The organism is Pseudoalteromonas sp. MMG013, from assembly GCF_018100885.1.
In the GTDB taxonomy this organism is placed as follows: domain Bacteria; phylum Pseudomonadota; class Gammaproteobacteria; order Enterobacterales; family Alteromonadaceae; genus Pseudoalteromonas; species Pseudoalteromonas aurantia.
In genome coordinates, this window is sequence record NZ_JAGJEE010000010.1 from 1 (window position 1) to 20828 (window position 20828).

Sequence of the window (20828 nt, forward strand, 5' to 3'; positions counted from 1 at the left end):
AGATGTGGGTGAAGCCCGTGTTGAAGGCGCGGTGTTTGTTGACGGCAATCAAAATGGTGTTAAAGAATCACAAGATCTGGCGATCACCAACCTTGCAGTTACGCTAAGCGGTAAAGACGAATTCGGTAATAGCGTCTCATTGACCACCAACACCGACAGTAATGGTGCGTTCAAATTTGATGCACTGCGCCAACCCGATACAGGCGGGTATGTGGTGACGCGCGGTGATACACCAAGCTATGAAGACGGGCAAGATTATCTTGATGGCATAAAGAATACCCATGCGGGTAAGAACGCTGTGAAGATCAGCACAGTGGGTAAACCAAGCAAGGTGATCTTTACTGAATTAGCTGATGTGGGTGAAGCCCGTGTTGAAGGCGCGGTGTTTGTTGATGGCAATCAAAATGGTGTTAAAGAATCACAAGATCTCGCGATCCCGAACTTAGTAGTAACGCTTACCGGTAAAGATGAATTCGGTAATAGCGTCTCATTGACCACCAACACCGACAGTAATGGTGCGTTCAAATTTGACGCACTGCGCCAACCTGATTCAGACGGGTATGTAGTGACGCGCGCAGACACACCCAGTTATGAAGACGGGCAAGATTATCTTGATGGCATAAAGAATACCTATGCGGGTAAGAACGCTGTGAAGATCAGCACAGTAGGTAAACCAAGCAAGGTGATCTTTACCGAACTGCCTAATGCAGGCGAAGCCCGTGTTGAAGGCGCGGTGTTTGTTGATGGCAATCAAAATGGTGTTAAAGAAGGCAAAGATCTGGCGATCACCCACCTTGCGGTCACGCTGAGCGGTAAAGACGAATTCGGCAACGCAGTGTCATTGAGCACCAACACCGACAGTAATGGTACATTTAGTTTTACTACGCTGCGCCAACCGGATGCAGACGGGTATGTTGTGACACGCGGTGATACACCCAGCTACGAAGATGGTCAAGATTATCTTGATGACATAAAGAATACCTATGCGGGTAAAAATGTGGTGAAGGTCATTAAGGTGGGTAAACCAAGTAAGGTAGTCTTTACCGAGCAAGCCAATGCTGGAAGTTTACAGCTTGAAGGGCGAGTGATTTTAGATGTTAATCAAGATAAAGTATTTGGTAACGGTGATAAAGGCCTAGCAAATATTACATTCGAGTTGTCAGGGAAAGATGAATTTGGCTTTGATATTAAATTAAGTACAACGTCAAATGATAATGGTGAGTTTGTATTTACAGGGTTACGCCAGCCCTCGCCTGACGGCTATTGGCTGTCGCAAGGAAAGGTCGATGTCTATTTAGATGGACGAGATTACCTATCGGGCGCTGTGGTTAAAGAGCAAGATGGCATTAAATTACATCAGGTTGCGTTAGCGAAAGGCGCAGTTTTATTTACTGAAAAGCATCCTAAGAATGAGGCAAAGATCAGTGGCCGAGTTTATGTTGATGTCGCGCAAGATGGGGCTGAGCAGTCACAAGATAGACATATTTCTGGCGTTGAACTGATCCTTTCAGGGCAAGATGTTTTAGGTCGTGAGGTGAATTTAAAAACCACTACCGATCAGTTGGGGAATTATGCATTTGATAACTTATTTGCTTCGAATAGCCAAGGGTATACAGTCAGGCAGGTTCACCCCTCTTTATACAATGATGGTATTGATTACTTAGCTGCTAAAGCGATTATTAATAGCCAAAAAAGTGATGTCGTTGATAATATGGCATTGGCGACTTCAGCGCATATACGGTTAGATTTTACTGAGCAATTACCCGCTAATGATGCCAAAATTACAGGCACTATTTTTGTCGACGTAGCGCAAGACGGTCAACTTAATAGCAGTGATAAAGCGCTAGCTGATAATGTAATTAAATTGGCAGGTAAAGACTTATTTGATAATGAAGTTGCACATAGCACGACATCAGACAGTCAGGGTCAGTTTGAGTTTACACAGCTATATGCTGCGAATAGTGCGGGGTATCGCCTTACTCATACGCAGTCAGAGATATATGTTGATGGCGCAGACTACCTTAATAATACCAAACAAACCAACCCTGACGATGTCGTTACAGTCAGTGTTGCCACCTCAAGTACGACGCGTGTTGATTTAACCGAACAATTACCTGCTAACGATAGCTCTATCAATGTCATTGTGTTTGCAGATCAAAATCAAAATGGTCAGTTGGATACGATAGATTCAGTTTTGGCGAATACAGAAGTATCTTTATCGGGTAAGAATATACTGGGTGAAAATGTAAATCTCAGTGCGCTGACAGATAGTCAAGGTAGAACGTCATTTGCACAACTTTATGCGTCTGATGCCCAGGGTTATACACTTACCCAAGTACAACCTGCATATCACTTTGATGGTAAAGACTATGTAAAAGACAGCTTAGTAAGCAACAGTGACAAGACCGATATTATTACTCAGTTGCGTGTAACGGGCAGTAATATATTAACGGCAGAGTTTACGGAGTTAGCACCCGTAAATGATGCGGTAATAACTGGGCGCGTATTTGTTGACCAACAACAAAATGGCCAATTTGACACTTCAGACAGTGGTTTAGAGAATGTAACAGTGACTCTGCAAGGCGCTGATGTGTTTGACCGTGCAGTACAAGCTACGGCCGTAACCAACAGTAATGGTGAGTTTAAGTTTGAGCAGTTATATGCTTCGAACCCAACAGGGTATCGTTTGCTCCAATCTCAGCCCACGGACTATTTGGATGGCCTTGATTATAAACAAGGCGCAATAACTGTTGAGAATGATCAAATTAGCAATATTGTTGTTGCACAAAGTGCTCAGCAAAGCGGCTACTTATTTACTGAATTAGAGCAAGCTAACTCAAGTATCAGCGGTGTGGTGATAAGTGATGTTAATCATGATGGTTTACAACAAGGCAGTGAACTTGGCATTGCTAATGTTGAGATTAAGCTGACGGGTACATCACGTTATGGGCAGAGTGTGAGCCGCAACTTGACCAGCGATGAAAATGGCGAGTTTAAGTTTGAGCGCTTACCTGCAAGTGATACGCGAGGCTATCAAATTCAGCAGCTACAGCCTACTGGCTGGTATGATGGTCGAGAGTCTCTCGCAGGGCAAATTCAAACTGGTGAAAATGATGTGTTTAATATTGTACTCGACTCCTCGCAAGATGTTGATAGCTTGGTGTTTGCTGAATTAGCGTTGTCAAAAGTTAGTGGCTCAGTGTTTGTCGATACTGACGATAATTTGTTATTTAGCTCAGAGGAGCGCAGTATTTCGAACGTCGCTATAACGTTACGTGGTATCAGTATCAATAGCGAAGCCATTGAATTATCAGTGCAAACCAATGCAAGCGGCTTTTATCAATTCACTGAGTTACCACCAAGTAATGAACAAGGCTACCAACTGAGTCAAGTTCAGCCCAATAATTACGCTGATAACTTTGATGCTTTAGGCGGTCAGCGTATTGCCGACAGTGATCAAACGGACGTAATTTCGCTTAACCAAGTTTGGCCAGGAAGTGACTTAGTTAATAATCACTTTACGGAACGCTACGCTATTGAACTGCAAGGTAGGGTATTCGTTGATATGGATGATGATGCCAAACTACCTGCACTATTAAGTAAAAATGAATATCAAGCGCTTGCCATTAGTGAGGTATTGATCACGCTATCAGGGAATGATTATCGTGGCGAAGCGGTTAAGCATGACACGCTAACTAATGAATTAGGTGAGTACCAATTTACTGATTTAGCCCCGAGCTCAGCACAAGGGTATGTGATTGAACAGCAGCAACCTGAGCAGTACGTGGATGGCCAAGAAATGGCGATGGCACAATTGGTCGCCAACTCTAAAGGCCAAGATATTATCACCACACCTCAGTTGTTAGGCACAAAAAACTATGCGTATTTCGATTTTGCTGAATTACCTAAGGCGTCAATTGGCGGCACCGTTTGGGTAGACAGTGATGAAAATGGCCTGCTTGATGACACTGAAACTATCGGGATTAGTGGTGTTACCCTGACACTGTCAGGAGTAACAACGGATAATGAAGCGGTAGAAATAGTCACGACCAGTGATGATCAAGGGGTGTTCCTGTTTGATTATTTACGCCCAGGTGTTTATCAGGTAATTCAAACACATCCAACAGCTTGGCTGGATGGGAAAGAGCAATTGGGTTCTCTTGGCGGCAATCTGCAAAATGATGGTTTTTTAAATATAACTCTGGGGCTGGGAGAGCATGGCATTGGGTATAACTTTGCTGAGCGTGGCAGTCATATTGGCGGCACGGTTTATGTTGATTTGAATGATGATGGTGAGCAACAGCGTTCAGAAGTAGGTTTAAGCGATGTAGCGATTCATATTTCAGGTATTGATTTAAACAATCAGAGTGTGTCACGTACCACAACCACAGATCGTTATGGTCGTTATCAGATCCGTAATTTACCCTTGTCAGATCAAAATGGCTTTGAGTTGACAGAAACGCAACCTGACAATACCCAAGATGGTAAAGAAGCCGCTGGCAGTATTGGGGGAGTGGTTGCGCCTAGAATTGGTGACGACCAAATCAGTGAAATCATCATTGAGCGTCATATTACCGATGCTACATCGTATAATTTTGGCGAGCAGTTAATGGATCCTGCTGCGATCAGTGGTGCCGTGTGGCAAGATAATAACCACAACCGTTCTGATGATGACGGTAATGGTCAAGCTGGTTGGTTAGTTGAGTTATTACCAGATCAATTAAATGGTGAGGCCAATGAGCTAGACTCTGAACCTTTGGCTGTGGTTGAGTCAGATCAAAATGGTAAATATCGATTTGAAGGTTTACCTGTGGGGGTATACGAAGTGCGTTTTCGTCATCCTCAGGGAGGCGTGATTTATGGCATTCCAGTATCAAATGATCCTGATACCAATACAGACAAAGGCACTATTTTAAATATTGTGCTCAGTGCCGGAGAGCATGTGTCTGAGCAATCTCTTCCAGTTGATCCATCAGGGGTGATTTACGATGTCAATTCACGTACGCCAATACAAGGTGCAAAAATTGAGATCACAGGCCCAGTTGGGTTTGATCCTGATTTACACCTGGTGGGTGGGCAGCCGAATGTTGAGCAAACCACTGGAGATGATGGTTTTTATCAATTCTTATTATTTGCACAAGCGCCAGCTGGAGAATACCGCTTAGAAGTAACTTCACCGAGTGGTTATTATAGCGGCCTGTCAAAACAGTTACCGGTATGTGATGCGCAGCTGAAAGTCGGTGCCCATGAATTACCTGTGACGGTACATAGAGTAAATACGGCGCCGACATTAGCGGCGGTAAAACATGATCCTTTGGCATGCCCTAGCGATTCACAAGGTATTTATGCCGCAATGGATTCAACCCAGTACTACACCCGCTTTTTCATTCAGCCAAAACTGCCATCAGGTAATGTGGTAAATAACCATATTCCATTAGATCCCTATGATGAAAGTATGGTGCAAGTCAGTAAAAAAGCACTGAAACAAGATGTGGTGATAGGTGAGCTTATCCCGTATCAAATAGCCATACATAATCGTACTGAAATCAGCATCAATCCTGTTGATTTTATTGATCAATTACCAGCTGGGTTTAAATACGTAGCAGGGAGTGCCCGTATTGATGGGCAGGCATTTGAACCACAACAAATCGGTCGTCAGTTACGTTGGAATGCACGTACTTTGTTACCCCAGCAAAGTGTGCTGATTGATTTACTGGTTGTGGTTGGTGCAGGCGTGAGTGAAGGCAAGTTTGTCAACCAAGCATGGGCTGAGTTTAGTGGCGGTCAATTTAATGGTCTAAATACCAAGCGCATTTCAAATATCGCCAGTGCAACAGTGCGTGTGATCCCTGACTCAATCATGGATTGTAGTGATTTAACTGGGCAAGTATTTGACGATATGAACCGTAATGGCATTCATGACCCCCAAGAACCTGGCTTACCAGCCGTTAAATTAGCCACAGCACAAGGGCTTTGGATCACCACAGATCAATATGGTCGCTATCACCTTGCGTGTGCCGATGTGCCACATCAAAGTCGTGGTAGCAACTTTATCATTAAAGTTGATACGCGCAGCTTACCGTCAGGGTATCGGGTGACGACAGAAAACCCTCGAGTAGTGCGTCTTACGCGAGGTAAAAATGTGGAAGCTAATTTTGCTGCCAGCATTCATCGTGTGGCACGTATTCAATTAAGTGATGAAGCATTTGAAAATGGACAGATCAAAGCAAACTATCGGGCGCAGTTAAATCAACTACTGGATGCCGTTGCAGCAACCGATGTGGTGATAAGACTGGCATACCGTGATGATAAAAATGAAGGTTATGAGATAGCGCAACAGCGTGTTGCGCATCTAAAAGAATGGCTTGTTGAGCAATGGCAAGACAGCAATAAGGATCACACCTTGACTGTGGAAGAAGAAATAGTTGAATCGGTATTTTCGCAGCCCCAGAGCGCGAAAAAAGGGGTTCCCCATGATTAAATTACGTGCTTTAAACCCTGTATCGGTTTCAGTTTTGATTGCGTTAAGCTGCAACATAAATAATTTGGCATATGCCGCAAGCTTAGAAAATAACACTGCACGTAATCCGGATGTTGCCAGTAATACTGAGCAGCAATTAGTACAAAAACACTTTGTGCTACACGCGCTAGCGCCCGTCAGTGACAAAGAGGTAGAGCAAACACAGACAGAGCAAGTCGCCAAAGAAGTCAATTATGTGAAAGATTCTGCGATTCGTTTTGTGTCAGGAAAGCACTTTCTAACCGGCTCAACAAAACAAGAAATGGATTTTATTATTGGTCAGCTTCGCGGAAAAAAACAATTAAAATTACACTTCATTGGCCATGCTGACAGCCAACGGCTCAGCCCGAATGCGAAGAAAATTTATAAAACCAATCAGGGCCTGTCAGAGCATCGAGCGGATATTGTGGCTGGCTACTTCCGCCAGCAATTAGGGCTAAAAAGTGATACGACTACCACTGTTGGCCGTTCAAATCGCGAACCCATTGCCAGTAACGCCACCTTAGCGGGCATGGCGCGAAATCGCCGTGTTGAAGTAATAGCGGTGTATGTTGAAGAAAAAACCACAACCAAAACAGTGATACAAGCTGGGCCACAACGACAGCTGATATGTGACAACGCGCTATTACCACAACCTGCAATGGCGATTACACTGGATGGGCAACCGTTTGCGTCTGGTGATAGCGCCAATAATGCTGATCAACAGCGCTGTGCAGATGTGGCGCTTAAAAAAATGCAGCTGCAATTGAAATACGATCCACTTGAGGCACTGCCTAAGCTCAGTATTCAACATGCATTAACCCAATCGGGTAATACCTTGATGATGCATTTAAAGGGTTACAGTAACTACAGCAGCTTTATAAAATATGCAGAAGTCTTGGTTATGGCGCCGGATGATCAGCAGGTACTCAGTAAGGTGTCACTCAATGATAATTTGGAGGGGAAGTGGCGTTTACCCGGTAACTTATTAGGGATGAGCTTAGCGTACCGATTGAGAGTGTATGACAATAGCGGCCGCTTCGACGAAACAGTGCTCAATAGTGCAGACTTTCGGCCTAAATTTGCGGTAGAGCCAGAAAAAGTAACAGGCTACTTACTGACAAGCTATGGCAAGTCTCAATTAGAAAAGCAAAATATCAAAGTAGCAGGAGGCACGCTGACGTTATATGGCGAGCAAGTGCCAGAGCAGCACCATGTGTTCTTTTTAGGTCGTGTGGTGGCTATCACCCGCGAGCGTAAATTTGTCCATCAGCAAATTGTTCGTTCCGGCTTTCATCGTGCTGAAGTGGCTGTTTTGGATGATGATGGCAATGGTACTTTGATCCACCGTGATTTAGCGCTACCAAAAAGTGATTGGTTTTATGTAGCGATGGCTGACTTAACGGTTGGACAAAATAGCCATAATGGACCGGTTGATTTACTCAATAAAACTCAACATAAAGATGGTGAGTTATTTGCTGACGGGCGTTTGGCTGGCTACATTACAGGAAAATGGCAAGACGAGTATCAAGTAACAGCGCGATTAGATACCCGTGAAGCGCCTCTTAACGAGCTATTTTCGAACATTCATCAAAAAGATCCTAAAAGCTTATTCAGGCGTTTGGAAGAGCAAGCCCATCCTAGTGAATTTGGTGATGACTCAACCACACGAGATGATGCGCCCAGTAATGGTAAGCTGTATTTAAAAATTGCCAAAGATGATAATCAGGTTTTATGGGGTAACTTTAACACGCAAATAAGCGATACAGAGTTAAGCCGAGTAGAGCGTGGCTTATACGGTCTACAGGCAAAGTATGTGAGTGCTGATGTAACACAGTTTGGTGAAAGTACCGCGGGTGCCGAGTTATTTGTCGCTGAAGCTGAAACTTTGCCAGCCTATGAAACGCATAGGGCCACCGGAGGCTCGCTTTATTACCTTCAACATCAAGATATTGTCATTGGCTCTGAGCAAGTAGCCGTTGAAGTACGAGATAAAATCTCTGGGTTAGTGTTAGTACGTCGAGCATTAGTGGCTGGGCAAGATTATGATATTGATGCTTTGCAAGGGCGTATATTGCTCACCAAACCTTTGTCGTCATTTGAATTTGATGACTTATTGGTCCGTGCCGCGAGCTTAGATAACAACCCCACCTATTTAATCGCTAATTATGAATACAGCGCAGGATTTTCGCAGCTGAATAATTTGACCTATGGTGGCCGTATTAGCCAATGGTTAAACGACAAAGTGCAAATCGGCGCAACAGTACGTCAGCAAAAGCTCGATGAATATGATGATAACTTATATGGTTTGGATGCGATATATCGGCACAGTGAACACAGTTATGTGAAAGTTGAAGCGGCTGAAACACAAGGTATTGCGAGTGCGTTAAGCACTTTTAATGGTGGCTTTAGTTTTGATAATACACACTCTGCTGACACGCCAACGAATGCACAAGGAATGCGTGTTGAAGCTGCCTCTCCATGGCACGAATTAGGGTTAAATAACGATGGCAAAGTCAATGTGTATTGGCAAAAGCTACAACAAGGTTTTGCGGGGCTTGGTCAAGTCAATGCCGATGAAGCACAAACCGCTGGGGTTTTATTAACTTGGCAAGCAACAGCAGATACGCAGGTTAAACTTAAAGCTGACGAGAATAAGGTGAAAGCACGTTATCATCGCCAAGCGGCTGAACTAGACATTGCACACGAATTGACTGAGCAATGGCAAGTGAGCACAGGGATCCGCATGGATAAGCGTGAGCAGCTACATGCTGTATCATCTGCAAATGCACTTGTGGTAGGGCAAGCAGATGAAGGTCAGCGCACGGATGTAGCTGTACAACTGCAATATAATCCTAAAACAGACTGGTTAGCGTATGGGTTTGTGCAAGGCACACTCGATAAAGAAGTAACGCGTCAGGCCAATGATCGAATTGGCTTTGGGGGAGAGGTTCAGATTTCTGAAGCGATCACATTCAAAGGCGAAACATCTCAAGGAAAGCAAGGCTTTGCGGCTGTTGCTGGGGTTGATTATGCTTACAGCGCGTTAGGAAATGTGTATCTCAATTATCAATTAGACCCAGACGGAGATGATTTATTCAATTCTCGTCAACAGCGTCAATGGGTAACGGGCGCTCGGCATCGTTTTAGTGATTCAACCAGTGTGTATGGTGAGCAACAATTCCAAAAAGATGATCGTCAAACGGGCATCACGCACGCTTATGGCGTTGAGCATAGCATTAACGAACGTTGGCAAGTGCAGGTTGGCTTTGAAGATGGCGACATAGATTTATTTGAGCAAGGTCAATTGGCGCGAGACAGTGTCACGTTAGGGGTAGGGTATTTACACCAAGGCCTGCGCTGGTCGGGCGCGCTAGAATACCGCCAAGACAGCACTGATGATGAGCAGCGTACTAACTGGCTGATGCGGCATAACTTTACCGCTAAGTTGTCACCTGATTGGCGAGCGCAGTTACGTTTTGATACGGCAATAAGTGAGAGTAATGCTGAAACTGAAAATAGTGGCTTAAACAGTGACTTTACGGAGTTTCAGTTAGGATTTGCTTATCGTCCTATAGAAGCAAGCCTTTGGTCCGCGATGGCGAGTGTGACTTATTTAGAAGATTTAGCACCCGCGCAGCAACTCAATGGCATTGGCTTAGATAACACCCCACAGCAACGTAGCACGGTATGGTCAGTTGATGTGAATTACCGCTTAACTTCGCGTTGGCGAGTGGGTGCTAAGTTTGCTCAGCGTACAGGAGAGGTGCGATTAGGGCGCGACGCAGGACCTTGGTTTGACTCAACTGCTCAGCTGCATGTACTCAGAGCAGACTATCACTTAGCACATAACTGGGATGCAACCATAGAGTGGCGTAATTTAGCTGTCGATCGTGCGCAAGACGAGCGCAGCGGTGCACTTGCAGCCATTCATCGCCATGTCGGCGAGCATATGAAAGTGGGTATTGGTTATAATTTTACCGAGTTCTCTGATGATTTAACGGATTTTGATTATGACTCAAAAGGTTGGTTTATCAATTTAACCGGCAAATTTTAACAAATAAACGCACTGGCCCAGTCGGTATGTTAGCAGTGCTACTGGGCTACACAAAACTTTCATTGTCTGCGGCTGTCTCATTGTTCGATTTTGGGTTAAAATAACGACATAACTCCATTAACAAGATAGTGAATGTCAAAACAGGATCCTTACCTTAGCCGAGAGCAAGATAAATACGAAAACCCAGTTCCCAGCCGTGAATTTATTTTAGAGCACATTAAAAAAGTGTCAGCAAAAGCGGCCACCTTTAGTCACCTCTGTAGTGATTTGAATGTATTCGAATCAGAGCGGCAAATAGCCTTTAAACGTCGTTTGCGCGCAATGGAACGTGACGGTCAATTACATTTCAATAAGTTTAAACGTTATGTGATCCCAACCGATGATGGGTTGGTTAAAGGTCGAGTGATCGGGCATCGTGATGGCTTTGGATTTTTGGTGGTGGAAGGCGAACCTAAAGACTGGTTTGTTGCAAAACATCAAATGAATATGGTTTTGCACGGCGACATTGTTTTAGCCAAAGCAGCAAGCCGTGGTTCTGGCGGTAAAGTAGAAGCGCGCATTATAAAAGTACTCGCGGGTGAGCGTGCACCAATTGTTGGGCGCTATTTCGTTGAGCATGGTACGGCCGTTGTGGTGCCAGAAGATCCGCGTCTTACCCAAGACATTATTATATTGCCAGGCAGTGAAAATGGTGCGCGCCATAATCAAATGGTGCAGGTTGAGATCACACAAAGTCCAAGCCGACAAATGAATGCGGTGGGTAAAGTACTTGAAGTGCTCGGCGACCACATGGCGCCAGGCATGGAAATTGAAGTGGCGTTGCGTAATCACGACATTCCGCATGTATGGCCAGAAGCGGTGTTAGAGCAAGTAGCGAAACATGGTGAGTTTGTTGAAGAAGCAGATAAAGCCGGGCGGGTTGATTTACGCGAGCTACCGTTAGTCACCATTGATGGTGAAGATGCCCGCGACTTTGATGATGCGGTCTATTGCGAACGCAAAAAATCAGGCGGGTGGCGCTTATGGGTCGCCATTGCCGATGTGTCTCATTATGTACCAAAAGGTAGTGCACTGGATAAAGAAGCCATTGAACGCGGTAACTCAGTGTATTTTCCTGAGCAAGTGATCCCGATGCTTCCTAAAGTGCTGTCGAATGGACTGTGTTCACTGAATCCAGAAGTCGACCGCTTATGCATGGTAGCAGAAATGACAGTATCCGAAGCGGGTAAGCTGTCTGGTTATCGTTTTTGTGAAGCGATCATGAATTCTCATGCGCGCCTTACCTACACTAAAGTGCATGCTATTTTGCAAGGTGATGAAATACTGCGTGAACAATATGCCGCGATTGTGCCGCATTTGACTGATTTACAGCAAATGTACATGGCACTGAAGTCAGCACGTCAGACTCGTGGCGCCATCGAGTTTGAAACTGTTGAAACACGCTTTGTGTTTAACGCCCATCGTAAAATTGAGTCTATTGTGCCCTTGGTACGCAACGATGCGCATAAGCTGATTGAAGAATGTATGATTTTAGCCAATGTGTCAGCGGCTAAATTATTAGAAAAACATGAAGCACCCGCGCTATATCGTATTCACGATGAGCCGGATCAAGAAAAACTCAGTCACTTTAGACAGTTTTTAAACGACTTAGGTATTGAAAGCTTATTGCCTAACGACCCTGAGCCAAAAGAGTTAACGGCGGCGCTGGCACAATTGGGTGACCGCCCAGAAAAAGAATTGATCCAGACCATGTTATTACGCTCTATGAAGCAAGCCGTGTATCAGGCTGATAACATTGGACACTATGGACTCGCGCTGTCGGCGTACGCGCATTTTACATCGCCTATCCGCCGTTACCCTGATTTAGTGGTTCATCGTGCGATTAAAGGTATATTAGCAGGCCAAGGCCAGCAAACATCGGGTGCCTATGTTTACGAAAATGATGAAGTCGATAGGTTAGGTGAGCAATGCTCGACCACTGAACGACGTGCTGATGATGCGACCCGAGAAGTGGCTGATTGGCTCAAATGTGAATATATGCAAGATCATGTAGGAGATGAATTCTCTGGGGTGGTGTCGTCAGTGACCAACTTTGGCTTATTTGTTCGCTTAGATGACTTACAAATTGATGGCTTAATCCATGTTTCTAACTTGGGGCAAGAGTACTATCAATATGATGGGGCCAAACATACCCTAATTGGTGAGCACTCTCACTCAGTTTTCCGTTTGGGTGATAAGCTTACTGTGACTGTTGCGTCTGTGAGCTTAGACGAGCGTCGAGTTAACTTGGTATTGGCGGGAGAGACGGTACCTGATAGATACGCACGTCGACGTGCAAAACCACAGACTCAATCAAAACAACATGCGCCAAGTAGTGTGCGTTCACAGCTAAAAGCAGGTAAAATCCCCGGCAAAGACCAGCAAGATGAGCAGAGTAAGCCGTCTAAAAAGCCGAGTAAGGGTAAAAAGACCACGCCGAAAGGTAAGCTGAAAAAAGCGAAATCGTCGAGTGCTGAAGTGACTAAAGGCAAAGCTAAACCTAAAGCCAAAAAAGCCAAAGCAAAGCGGCCTGGTAAAAACGCCCGTAAACGTAAAAGCACTGGAGCATAAACGCAGTGAGTAATGAATTAATTTATGGTTTTCATTCTATTGAAGCCATTTTGAACAAAGAACCTGAGCGCTTTTTAGAGATCTACGCATTAAAAGGGCGTGAAGATAAACGCTTAAACCCCATCATTAATGAAGCTCGTAGATTTGGTATTTCGGTGCAGTTTATGCAGCGTAAAGCGTTAGATAACAAATCAAAAGGTGAACAACATCAAGGTATTATTGCCAATGTGAAAGCGGCGCGTACTTACAGCGAACGTGATTTAGATGACATCATTGCCAGAGAAGAAAACCCCTTCTTTTTAGTATTAGATGGCGTCACTGATCCGCATAACCTCGGCGCTTGTTTACGTAGTGCTGATGCTGCGGGTGTCCATGGCGTGATCGTACCAAAAGATAAGTCGGCTAAATTAACCGGCACAGCTCGTAAAGTGGCCTGTGGGGCCGCAGAAACGGTGCCTTTGATCCAAGTCACCAACCTTGCTCGTACCTTGCGTGATATTAAAGAGGCGGGAGTTTGGGTTGCTGGTACGGCGGGTGAAACAGACACTCATGTGTTTGATGCAAGCTTAACGGGTCCAATTGCAATCATCATGGGGGCAGAAGGAGACGGCATGCGCCGTTTAACCCGTGAACATTGCGATATTTTAGTGAAAATTCCTATGGTTGGCACGGTATCAAGTTTGAACGTGTCAGTGGCAACTGGAGTGTGTTTGTTTGAAGTGTTGCGTCAACGTAACGCGGTCTAACTCACAGACAGTGTTATTCATGAGGTTAGAGATTACTCTGACCTCATTATCTTTTTTCCCTTGTGTTACCTCACTATTCCTCAGCCAGCAAACGGGCTAATTCAGCCAATGAGCGCACAGTATAAGTAGGCTTTATGTCTGTTGGGCATGATTGATTCTGGTGCTGTAACCAGCAGCTGTCAATACCAAACTGGTTAGCACCCAAAATGTCGCTACTCGGGGTATCACCGACCATCAGTACTTTAGATTTATTTGGCTCACCAAAAAGCGATAAAGTGTGTTGGAAAATCTTGGGGTCTGGTTTTGCAATGCCGACTAGCTCAGAAATAACCAAGTGCTCAAAGTGTTCAGTAAGACCGGTGTGAGCCAATCTACGTTGCTGTAACGCTGCAAACCCATTGGTAATGATCCCTAGCTTGGCTTTACCCTGTAACAGGGTTAATAATTCGCGCGCACCGGGTAAAGGTTCACAAATTGCAGCCATTGCCGTTAAAAACCCTTCGTTGAGTTGCTCCGCAGGTACATTGAGCTTGTTGGCCCACGATGAAAAGCGAGTAACTTGTAATGTTTTGGCATCGATACGGCCTGCCTGATAATCCAGCCATAATGGTGCGTTGACCTGCTGATATTCTGTAAAGTGTTCAGTAGTAAACGTGACCCCATATTGTATGAACATGGCTTGCAGCCCAGCAAATGAATTAAAGCTAAACAGAGTTTCATCGGCATCAAATAAAATATGCGTGTATTTCATAGTACCCTTTATTGATTGTTGAATAGTTCCGCGTGAATGAAAGGCGCCATAGCAAGGGTCAAGGCTTGTGTGTAAGTGCCTTCACGGGTTGCTAAGTTGTTGGTAAGTAAACCAATCGCACCGCCTTTTTGCTTTATGTTGGTGGTGTTGAAAGTTTTGTCCATCACAGGTCCAAGTTCCTCTCCTGCGATCAGTGCGTCAAAAATCACTTGAGGAAGCGGTAGGTTACTGCTGCGGTTAACACTGGTGTGCTGTAAATTGGCTATTACGACATAAGCAAATGTGGCTGGCCCATAGCTAAATTGGTGTGCGCCACCTTCCATTGCACAGTAATAATCAGCTTTGTGATGCTGCATTAAATACTCGACCCTATTTTGCGCGCCAAGCCGTGTTTGTTCTTCCCCTAACGGTTGTTCAGGCACCAAAGAAGGTGCATGCAGCCCTTCGCAATGGATAGTCTTATCAGGAAAGTAATTGCTAAAAACCTGCTTTGCAGCATTTATTTTTATTGGGTTTTGCGAGCCAACTAAGATGCTTAACTGTGTCATTGAAATCTCGTGCGGTACAAAAGAGCAAACAGTGTAAGCTTGGTATTATTTACCCGCAAGTTAAATAACCTCAGGTTTGGATAAGGGTTTTGGAATAGAAAGTGTTTTGAAAACAAACATACGTACAATCCAATGATGATATTTTGCTCAATATCAAGGCGCTTTTATGCAGTAATAGCGGGCTATTACAAATGAAAGTAACGCCGAGAGTGAGGAAAATAGCTTTATTGGGCAAATTCGCTTATCCAGAGCTGAGGTTAATTAACCTCAGATTTGAGTAAGGGTTTTGGAATAGAAAATGTTTTATAAATAAACTTACGTACAATTCAATGATGATATTTTGTTCAATATCAAGGCGCTTTTATGCAGTAATAGCGGGCTACTACAAATGAAAGCAACGCCGAGAGTGAGAAAAATAGCTTTATTGGGCAAATTCGCTTATCCAGAGCTGAGGTTAAATAGGTAAGTCGACCTGTCCCATGCTTTCTAAGGCGCGCTTTTTGAGTAATAGGTCTTTGATAAGCGGGGTTAATACTAGCTCCATTGCTAAGCCCATTTTCCCACCTGGTACGACAAGGGTGTTCATTCTTGACATAAAACTGCCTTCTATCATTTGCAGGTAATAGGGAAAATTAACGTCGTCGATACCACGAAAGCGGATCACCACAAAACTTTCATCTAAAGAGGGGATATCTTTGGCGCTAAATGGGTTTGACGTGTCGACTGTCGGCACTCGTTGAAAGTTGATATGGGTGCGTGAGAATTGGGGGGTGATGTGGGTAATGTAATCATCCATACTGCGCACAATTGAACTCATCACGGCTTCGCGTGAATGGCCTCGTTCGTTGGTGTCACGGATCATTTTTTGGATCCACTCAAGGTTGATAATTGGCACCATACCGATGAGTAAATCGACGTGTTTAGCAACGTCATGTTCTTGTGTTACTACGCCCCCATGGAGCCCCTCATAAAAAAGCACATCGGTATTTTTATCTAGCTGCTGGTAGGGTGTAAATGTACCGGGCAGCTGATTATACGGCACAGCATCATCAAAAGTATGCAAATACCGGCGAACCCGACCTTCACCGAGCTGACCATAATTGTCAAAAAGCTCCTCTAGTGCACAAAAGTCATTGGCTTCTTTGCCAAAGTAGCTGATGTGTTTGCCTTCTTGTAATGCTTCACGTTTGAGCTTATCCATTTCTGGGCGGGTATAACGGTGAAAGCTGTCCCCTTCAATCAATGCAGCATTGGCATCAAGACTACGAAAGATATGTTTGATAGCATTGGTGGTGGTAGTTGTTCCTGCACCAGAGCTACCTGTAATGGCTATTATCGGATGTTTTTGCGACATATTCGCCTCATGATCTCAGTAATTGGGAACGTTTGTGAAATTGATGTTACCTGATGCCGGCAAGATAGCAAGCTTTGTGCTTTGTTTAGCAAGTGGTTATCATAGGCAAAAAAAGACAGGGAATATTATGAAGGTTCTAGTTTTTATCAGCACGCTGTGGTGTGCATTTACCAGTATTCATGCCATTTCAGCCATGCCAAGTAGCCAATTGTTTGTGGCTGAAAAAACGGCGCAAGGTGTTAAAGTGAAAGCCATTACGTCGGATGATAGTTACCATAATCAGCCCCTTACAACCGATAACGGCGTGTATTTTACCAAAGAGTTAAGCACGCAAGAGGGCAGTCAAACAGATTTGTTTTTCTATGACTTCACCACGCAGCAAACGCGTAACCTGACCAATTCCCCCGTCTCGGAATATTCACCGACTTTATACCCTCACGATGACGGCCTATCAACCATTGTGGTTGAAAGTACAGGTAAGCAGCGGCTTTGGTTTTATCCATTTGATAGCGCTCGTAAAGCAACGCCTTTATTGGCACATATAGATCCTGTGGGCTATCACGTGTGGGGTGCACAGCAAGATGTGATGTTATTTGTGTTAGGTACGCCACATGAACTGCACTTCACAGATACCAATGGTCATTTACCTAAGTTAGTTGCTAAAGACATTGATAGAAGCTTAGCGTTTAATAAAGCCAAGCAGGTTTATTCATTTACTTACAATAAAAATAATCAACTATGGCTGGCAACTTATTCACCAAAAACAGAATTGGTGACATCACATTTTGTGTTACCTAAACCAGTGCGAGATTACACCTGGTTAGATGATGACACTGTTGCCTATGCGGTGAATAATCGAATTTACATGCGCTCTATCACTTCTCCCAAAGCGGTATCACAGTGGATGAACTTAACCCAGTATTGCAAAACGCAGGTAACACGATTGAGTCACCGTGCTGGGAAAGTGGCATTTGTTTGTAAGAAGCGTTAATTATTGCTGAAAAAAGCAGGCTTGTTGTCTAAAATACGCAGCAAGTATCATGAATGATAAAGATAAGGCAAGGTATGGCTATTTTAGTTACAGGTGGTGCAGGGTATATTGGATCACATACTGTTTTAGAGCTTTTGAATGAAGGTGAGCAGGTTGTGGTGGTTGATAATCTGTGTAATTCATCTTCAGAGTCGCTCACCCGCGTGAAAGATATCACGGGTAAAGACGTAGTATTTCATCAAGGTGATATTTTAGATAAAGCTTTTCTAGATAACGTTTTTCAACAGCATACGATTGATCAGGTTATTCATTTTGCAGGCTTAAAGGCGGTAGGTGAGTCTGTTCGTAAGCCGGTTGAGTATTATCAAACCAACGTACAGGGCACATTAACCTTACTGGATGCGATGCGGGATGCTGGCGTATTTAAGTTGGTGTTTAGTTCGTCGGCGACGGTATATGGCGATCCTGCGAGTTTACCAATTCGTGAAGATTTCCCAGTGGGGGGCACGACTAACCCCTATGGTACGTCTAAATTAATGGTTGAAATGGTTTTACAAGATGTGGCTAAGTCAGACTCGCGCTGGGCTTTTGCTATATTGCGTTACTTTAACCCTGTTGGGGCACATGAATCTGGACGCATTGGTGAAGACCCTAATGGTATCCCGAATAATTTGCTGCCGTATATTGCGCAAGTGGCTGTAGGTAAGCTAGAAAGCTTAGGGGTGTTTGGCAACGACTATGACACAGTGGATGGCACGGGTGTACGCGATTACATTCACGTGGTTGATTTGGCTTTAGGGCATTTAAAAGCGCTGACACACATAAGCCGTCATAGTGGCGTGCATATTTATAATCTAGGCACAGGTAATGGCTATTCAGTGTTACAAATGGTGCAGGCATTTGAAGCGGCTTCTGATAAAGCGGTGCCTTATACGATTTCACCGCGTAGAGAAGGTGATATCGCGGCCTGCTATGCAGCCCCAGAGAAAGCTCGTACGGAACTTAACTGGCAAGCTGAGCGTGGTATTGACGAGATGATGCAAGATACATGGCGCTGGCAAAGTGGTAACCCACAAGGCTATAGCGCATAAACGTATTTTTGCAGGTCGACAATTCAAATAAAGCCCCATGTTGGGGCTTTTCATTTTTGGGGGTTTTATTGGAATTAACGTGGTTATGCCATGGCCAGCTCAGACTTGGCACCAAGCCAGCGCCTGACTAAGGGCTCAATCATATCTGGGTGGCTTTTCATCAGCGTAAATGCCAGTGGGCGTACCTGATTCAATAAGGCTTTGTCGCGGTTTAAATCGGCAATTTTAAATTCTGCAAGGCCAGTTTGTTTAGTACCAAGTACTTCCCCTGGGCCGCGAATTTCTAAGTCACGCTCAGCAATTACAAACCCGTCATTACTATCACGTAAAACGCCTAAGCGCTTTTGTGCAGTGACAGACAAAGGGGCATGATACAAAAGTAGGCAGTGGGATGCGATGGCCCCTCGGCCCACTCGACCACGTAATTGGTGTAACTGTGCTAATCCCAGTCTTTCTGGGTTTTCAATGATAATCAGGCTGGCGTTTGGTACATCTACGCCGACCTCTATAACCGTGGTAGCCACTAAAACGTGTGTGTCACCGCGTTTAAAGGCTGCCATGATCTCTTGTTTTTCTTTGGCTTTCATTCTGCCGTGCACTAAGGCAATTTTGAGTTCAGGCAATAGCTCAGTGAGCTGTTGTGCAGTATCTTCAGCAGCTTGACATTGTAATGCTTCTGACTCATCAATGAGTGTGCAGACCCAATATACTTGGCGGCTATCGTCTACACAGGCTTTTTTTACACGCTCGATGACTTGCTCTCGGCGTGTATCAGGCACTGCGACCGTCATGATCGGGGTTCGTCCTGGCGGCAGTTCATCTATGACTGAAGTTTCTAAGTCGGCATAAGCGGTCATTGCCAAGGTACGAGGAATTGGTGTCGCAGTCATGACTAGCTGGTGGGGGTAACAGTCATTAAATTTCCCTTTCTCACGTAATGCGAGTCGTTGATGAACACCAAAACGATGTTGTTCATCAATGATGATCAATGCAAGGTTATAAAACTGCACTTGTTCTTGAAATAATGCATGGGTACCAATGACCATTTGCGCTTTACCAGAACTAATTTGCTCCAGTACTTTTTCACGCTCTTTGCCTTTAGTTTTACCGCCGAGCCAAACCACTTCAATACCAAGCTGAGTAAACCAAGCGGTAAAGTTAATACCATGTTGTTCTGACAGTATTTCGGTGGGGGCCATTAAGGCCACTTGATACCCTTTGGCAATCGCGGTGAGTGCCGCAAGGGCTGCAACCAAGGTTTTACCAGAGCCAACATCACCTTGCACGAGTCGCATCATCGGAAATGGCTGTTGTAAGTCTTGTTTAATTTCTGCCACAACACGGCTTTGTGCATTGGTAGGTGAAAAAGGCAACTCAGCCAAAAATAGGGATTCGAATGTATTCGTTGGTGGTAAAGGCACTGCTTTAACGGCTTGGCCTTTTTGTCTTAACTGTAACAAACTGAGATTTTGTGCCAGCAATTCTTCAAATGCCAGACGCTGCTGGGCAGGGTGCTGACCTAGTTCAAGTTCGGTGAGGTTAATGTGTTGCGGCGGCCTGTGTAGCAGAAGTACCGCCTCAGTTACACTCAGTTGTGAGGGGCGATATTGACTGGGTAAGTACTCTTCTATTTGATACTTTTCTAATAGGGCCAGAGCTTTATTAGCGATAGACCGAATACTGAGCTGCTTCAGCCCTTCAGTGGTAGGGTAAACCGCTGTTAAGGTGCTTAGTTCAGGGTCTAATGGTTCACTTTGACACTCTCTAATACTGTATTCAGGGTGTGCCATTTCAAAGCCTGCGCGGCCCCTGCGTACTTCACCAAAGCAGCGAATGATTTTTCCCGTCGCCATGGCATTTTTTTGTGCGGCGTTAAAGTTAAAAAACCGCAGCGTTAAACGGCCAGTGCCGTCATTGACTTGGCAGACCAACATGCGACGTTTGCCAATGGTAATTTGTGCATGTTCTATTTCTGCTTCAATGCTCACATGGCTATGGGCACTCAATTGTGCGATTGAGTATGTTCTGGCCCTGTCTTCGTAGCGCAGCGGTAAATGAAAAAGCATATCTTGGACACTACGAATACCCAACTTAGCCAGTTTTTCAGCCACTTTAGGACCGACACCTTTTAACTCAGTGATTGGGTAACTTGATAGAGTGGGGTTCGACATACTTTTCCTT

General features: G+C 44.6%; 10 protein-coding genes. 6 read left to right on the forward strand and 4 right to left on the reverse strand.

Going from position 1 to position 20828, the window contains the following annotated elements:
* From J8L98_RS11130 to rlmB, 4 genes are all read left to right on the forward strand, one after another.
* A partial coding sequence (locus tag J8L98_RS11130) for an SdrD B-like domain-containing protein (RefSeq protein WP_282098767.1) occupies nt 1–6481 on the forward strand: 6481 nt, incomplete at its 5' end.
* The gene (locus J8L98_RS11135) at nt 6474–10556 is read left to right on the forward strand and encodes an OmpA family protein (RefSeq protein WP_210996475.1); all 4083 of its coding nucleotides are present in this window, start codon (nt 6474–6476) and stop codon (nt 10554–10556) included. The genes J8L98_RS11130 and J8L98_RS11135, both read left to right, overlap by 8 nt.
* Before the next feature lie 132 nt (nt 10557–10688).
* A complete protein-coding gene (rnr, locus tag J8L98_RS11140; protein ID WP_210996476.1) occupies nt 10689–13166 on the forward strand; it encodes a ribonuclease R in 2478 nt (825 codons plus the stop codon).
* 5 nt (nt 13167–13171) lie between these two features.
* Nucleotides 13172–13912 carry a 23S rRNA (guanosine(2251)-2'-O)-methyltransferase RlmB gene (gene rlmB, locus J8L98_RS11145; protein ID WP_210996477.1) on the forward strand — a complete coding sequence of 247 codons (741 nt, stop codon included), beginning with the start codon at nt 13172–13174 and terminating at the stop codon, nt 13910–13912.
* Between the two features lie 73 nt (nt 13913–13985).
* Here the strand turns inward: rlmB and yjjG are convergent, their stop codons facing one another.
* From yjjG to J8L98_RS11160, 3 genes are all read right to left on the reverse strand, one after another.
* On the reverse strand, nt 13986–14663 hold the full coding sequence (yjjG, locus tag J8L98_RS11150) for a pyrimidine 5'-nucleotidase (RefSeq protein WP_210996478.1): 678 nt from the start codon (nt 14661–14663) through the stop codon (nt 13986–13988).
* Nucleotides 14664–14671: 8 nt separating this feature from the next.
* Nucleotides 14672–15211, reverse strand: a complete 540-nt coding sequence (yjjX, locus tag J8L98_RS11155) for an inosine/xanthosine triphosphatase (RefSeq protein ID WP_210996479.1) — start codon at nt 15209–15211, stop codon at nt 14672–14674.
* Nucleotides 15212–15665: 454 nt separating this feature from the next.
* Nucleotides 15666–16565, reverse strand: coding sequence for a phosphoribulokinase (locus J8L98_RS11160; RefSeq protein ID WP_210996480.1), 900 nt, complete (start codon nt 16563–16565; stop codon nt 15666–15668).
* Between the two features lie 127 nt (nt 16566–16692).
* Between J8L98_RS11160 and J8L98_RS11165 the strand changes: the two genes are divergently transcribed.
* Both J8L98_RS11165 and galE read left to right on the forward strand, forming a co-directional pair.
* Entirely contained in the window at nt 16693–17556 is an 864-nt protein-coding gene (locus tag J8L98_RS11165; RefSeq protein WP_247682526.1) for a hypothetical protein, read from the forward strand.
* A 74-nt stretch (nt 17557–17630) separates the two neighbouring features.
* The gene (galE, locus tag J8L98_RS11170; RefSeq protein ID WP_210996481.1) at nt 17631–18647 is read left to right on the forward strand and encodes a UDP-glucose 4-epimerase GalE; all 1017 of its coding nucleotides are present in this window, start codon (nt 17631–17633) and stop codon (nt 18645–18647) included.
* Between the two features lie 83 nt (nt 18648–18730).
* Here the strand turns inward: galE and recG are convergent, their stop codons facing one another.
* The gene (gene recG, locus J8L98_RS11175; RefSeq protein WP_210996482.1) at nt 18731–20818 is read right to left on the reverse strand and encodes an ATP-dependent DNA helicase RecG; all 2088 of its coding nucleotides are present in this window, start codon (nt 20816–20818) and stop codon (nt 18731–18733) included.
* Nucleotides 20819–20828: the final 10 nt, after the last annotated feature.

What these genes read in the sequence shown, in the direction of transcription:
- J8L98_RS11135 (WP_210996475.1), top strand. Translation starts at nt 6,474, where the DNA reads ATGATTAAATTACGTGCTTTAAACCCTGTATCGGTTTCAGTTTTGATT.
- rnr (WP_210996476.1), top strand. Translation starts at nt 10,689, where the DNA reads ATGTCAAAACAGGATCCTTACCTTAGCCGAGAGCAAGATAAATACGAA.
- yjjG (WP_210996478.1), bottom strand. Translation starts at nt 14,663, where the DNA reads ATGAAATACACGCATATTTTATTTGATGCCGATGAAACTCTGTTTAGC.
- yjjX (WP_210996479.1), bottom strand. Translation starts at nt 15,211, where the DNA reads ATGACACAGTTAAGCATCTTAGTTGGCTCGCAAAACCCAATAAAAATA.
- J8L98_RS11160 (WP_210996480.1), bottom strand. Translation starts at nt 16,565, where the DNA reads ATGTCGCAAAAACATCCGATAATAGCCATTACAGGTAGCTCTGGTGCA.
- J8L98_RS11165 (WP_247682526.1), top strand. Translation starts at nt 16,693, where the DNA reads ATGAAGGTTCTAGTTTTTATCAGCACGCTGTGGTGTGCATTTACCAGT.
- galE (WP_210996481.1), top strand. Translation starts at nt 17,631, where the DNA reads ATGGCTATTTTAGTTACAGGTGGTGCAGGGTATATTGGATCACATACT.
- recG (WP_210996482.1), bottom strand. Translation starts at nt 20,818, where the DNA reads ATGTCGAACCCCACTCTATCAAGTTACCCAATCACTGAGTTAAAAGGT.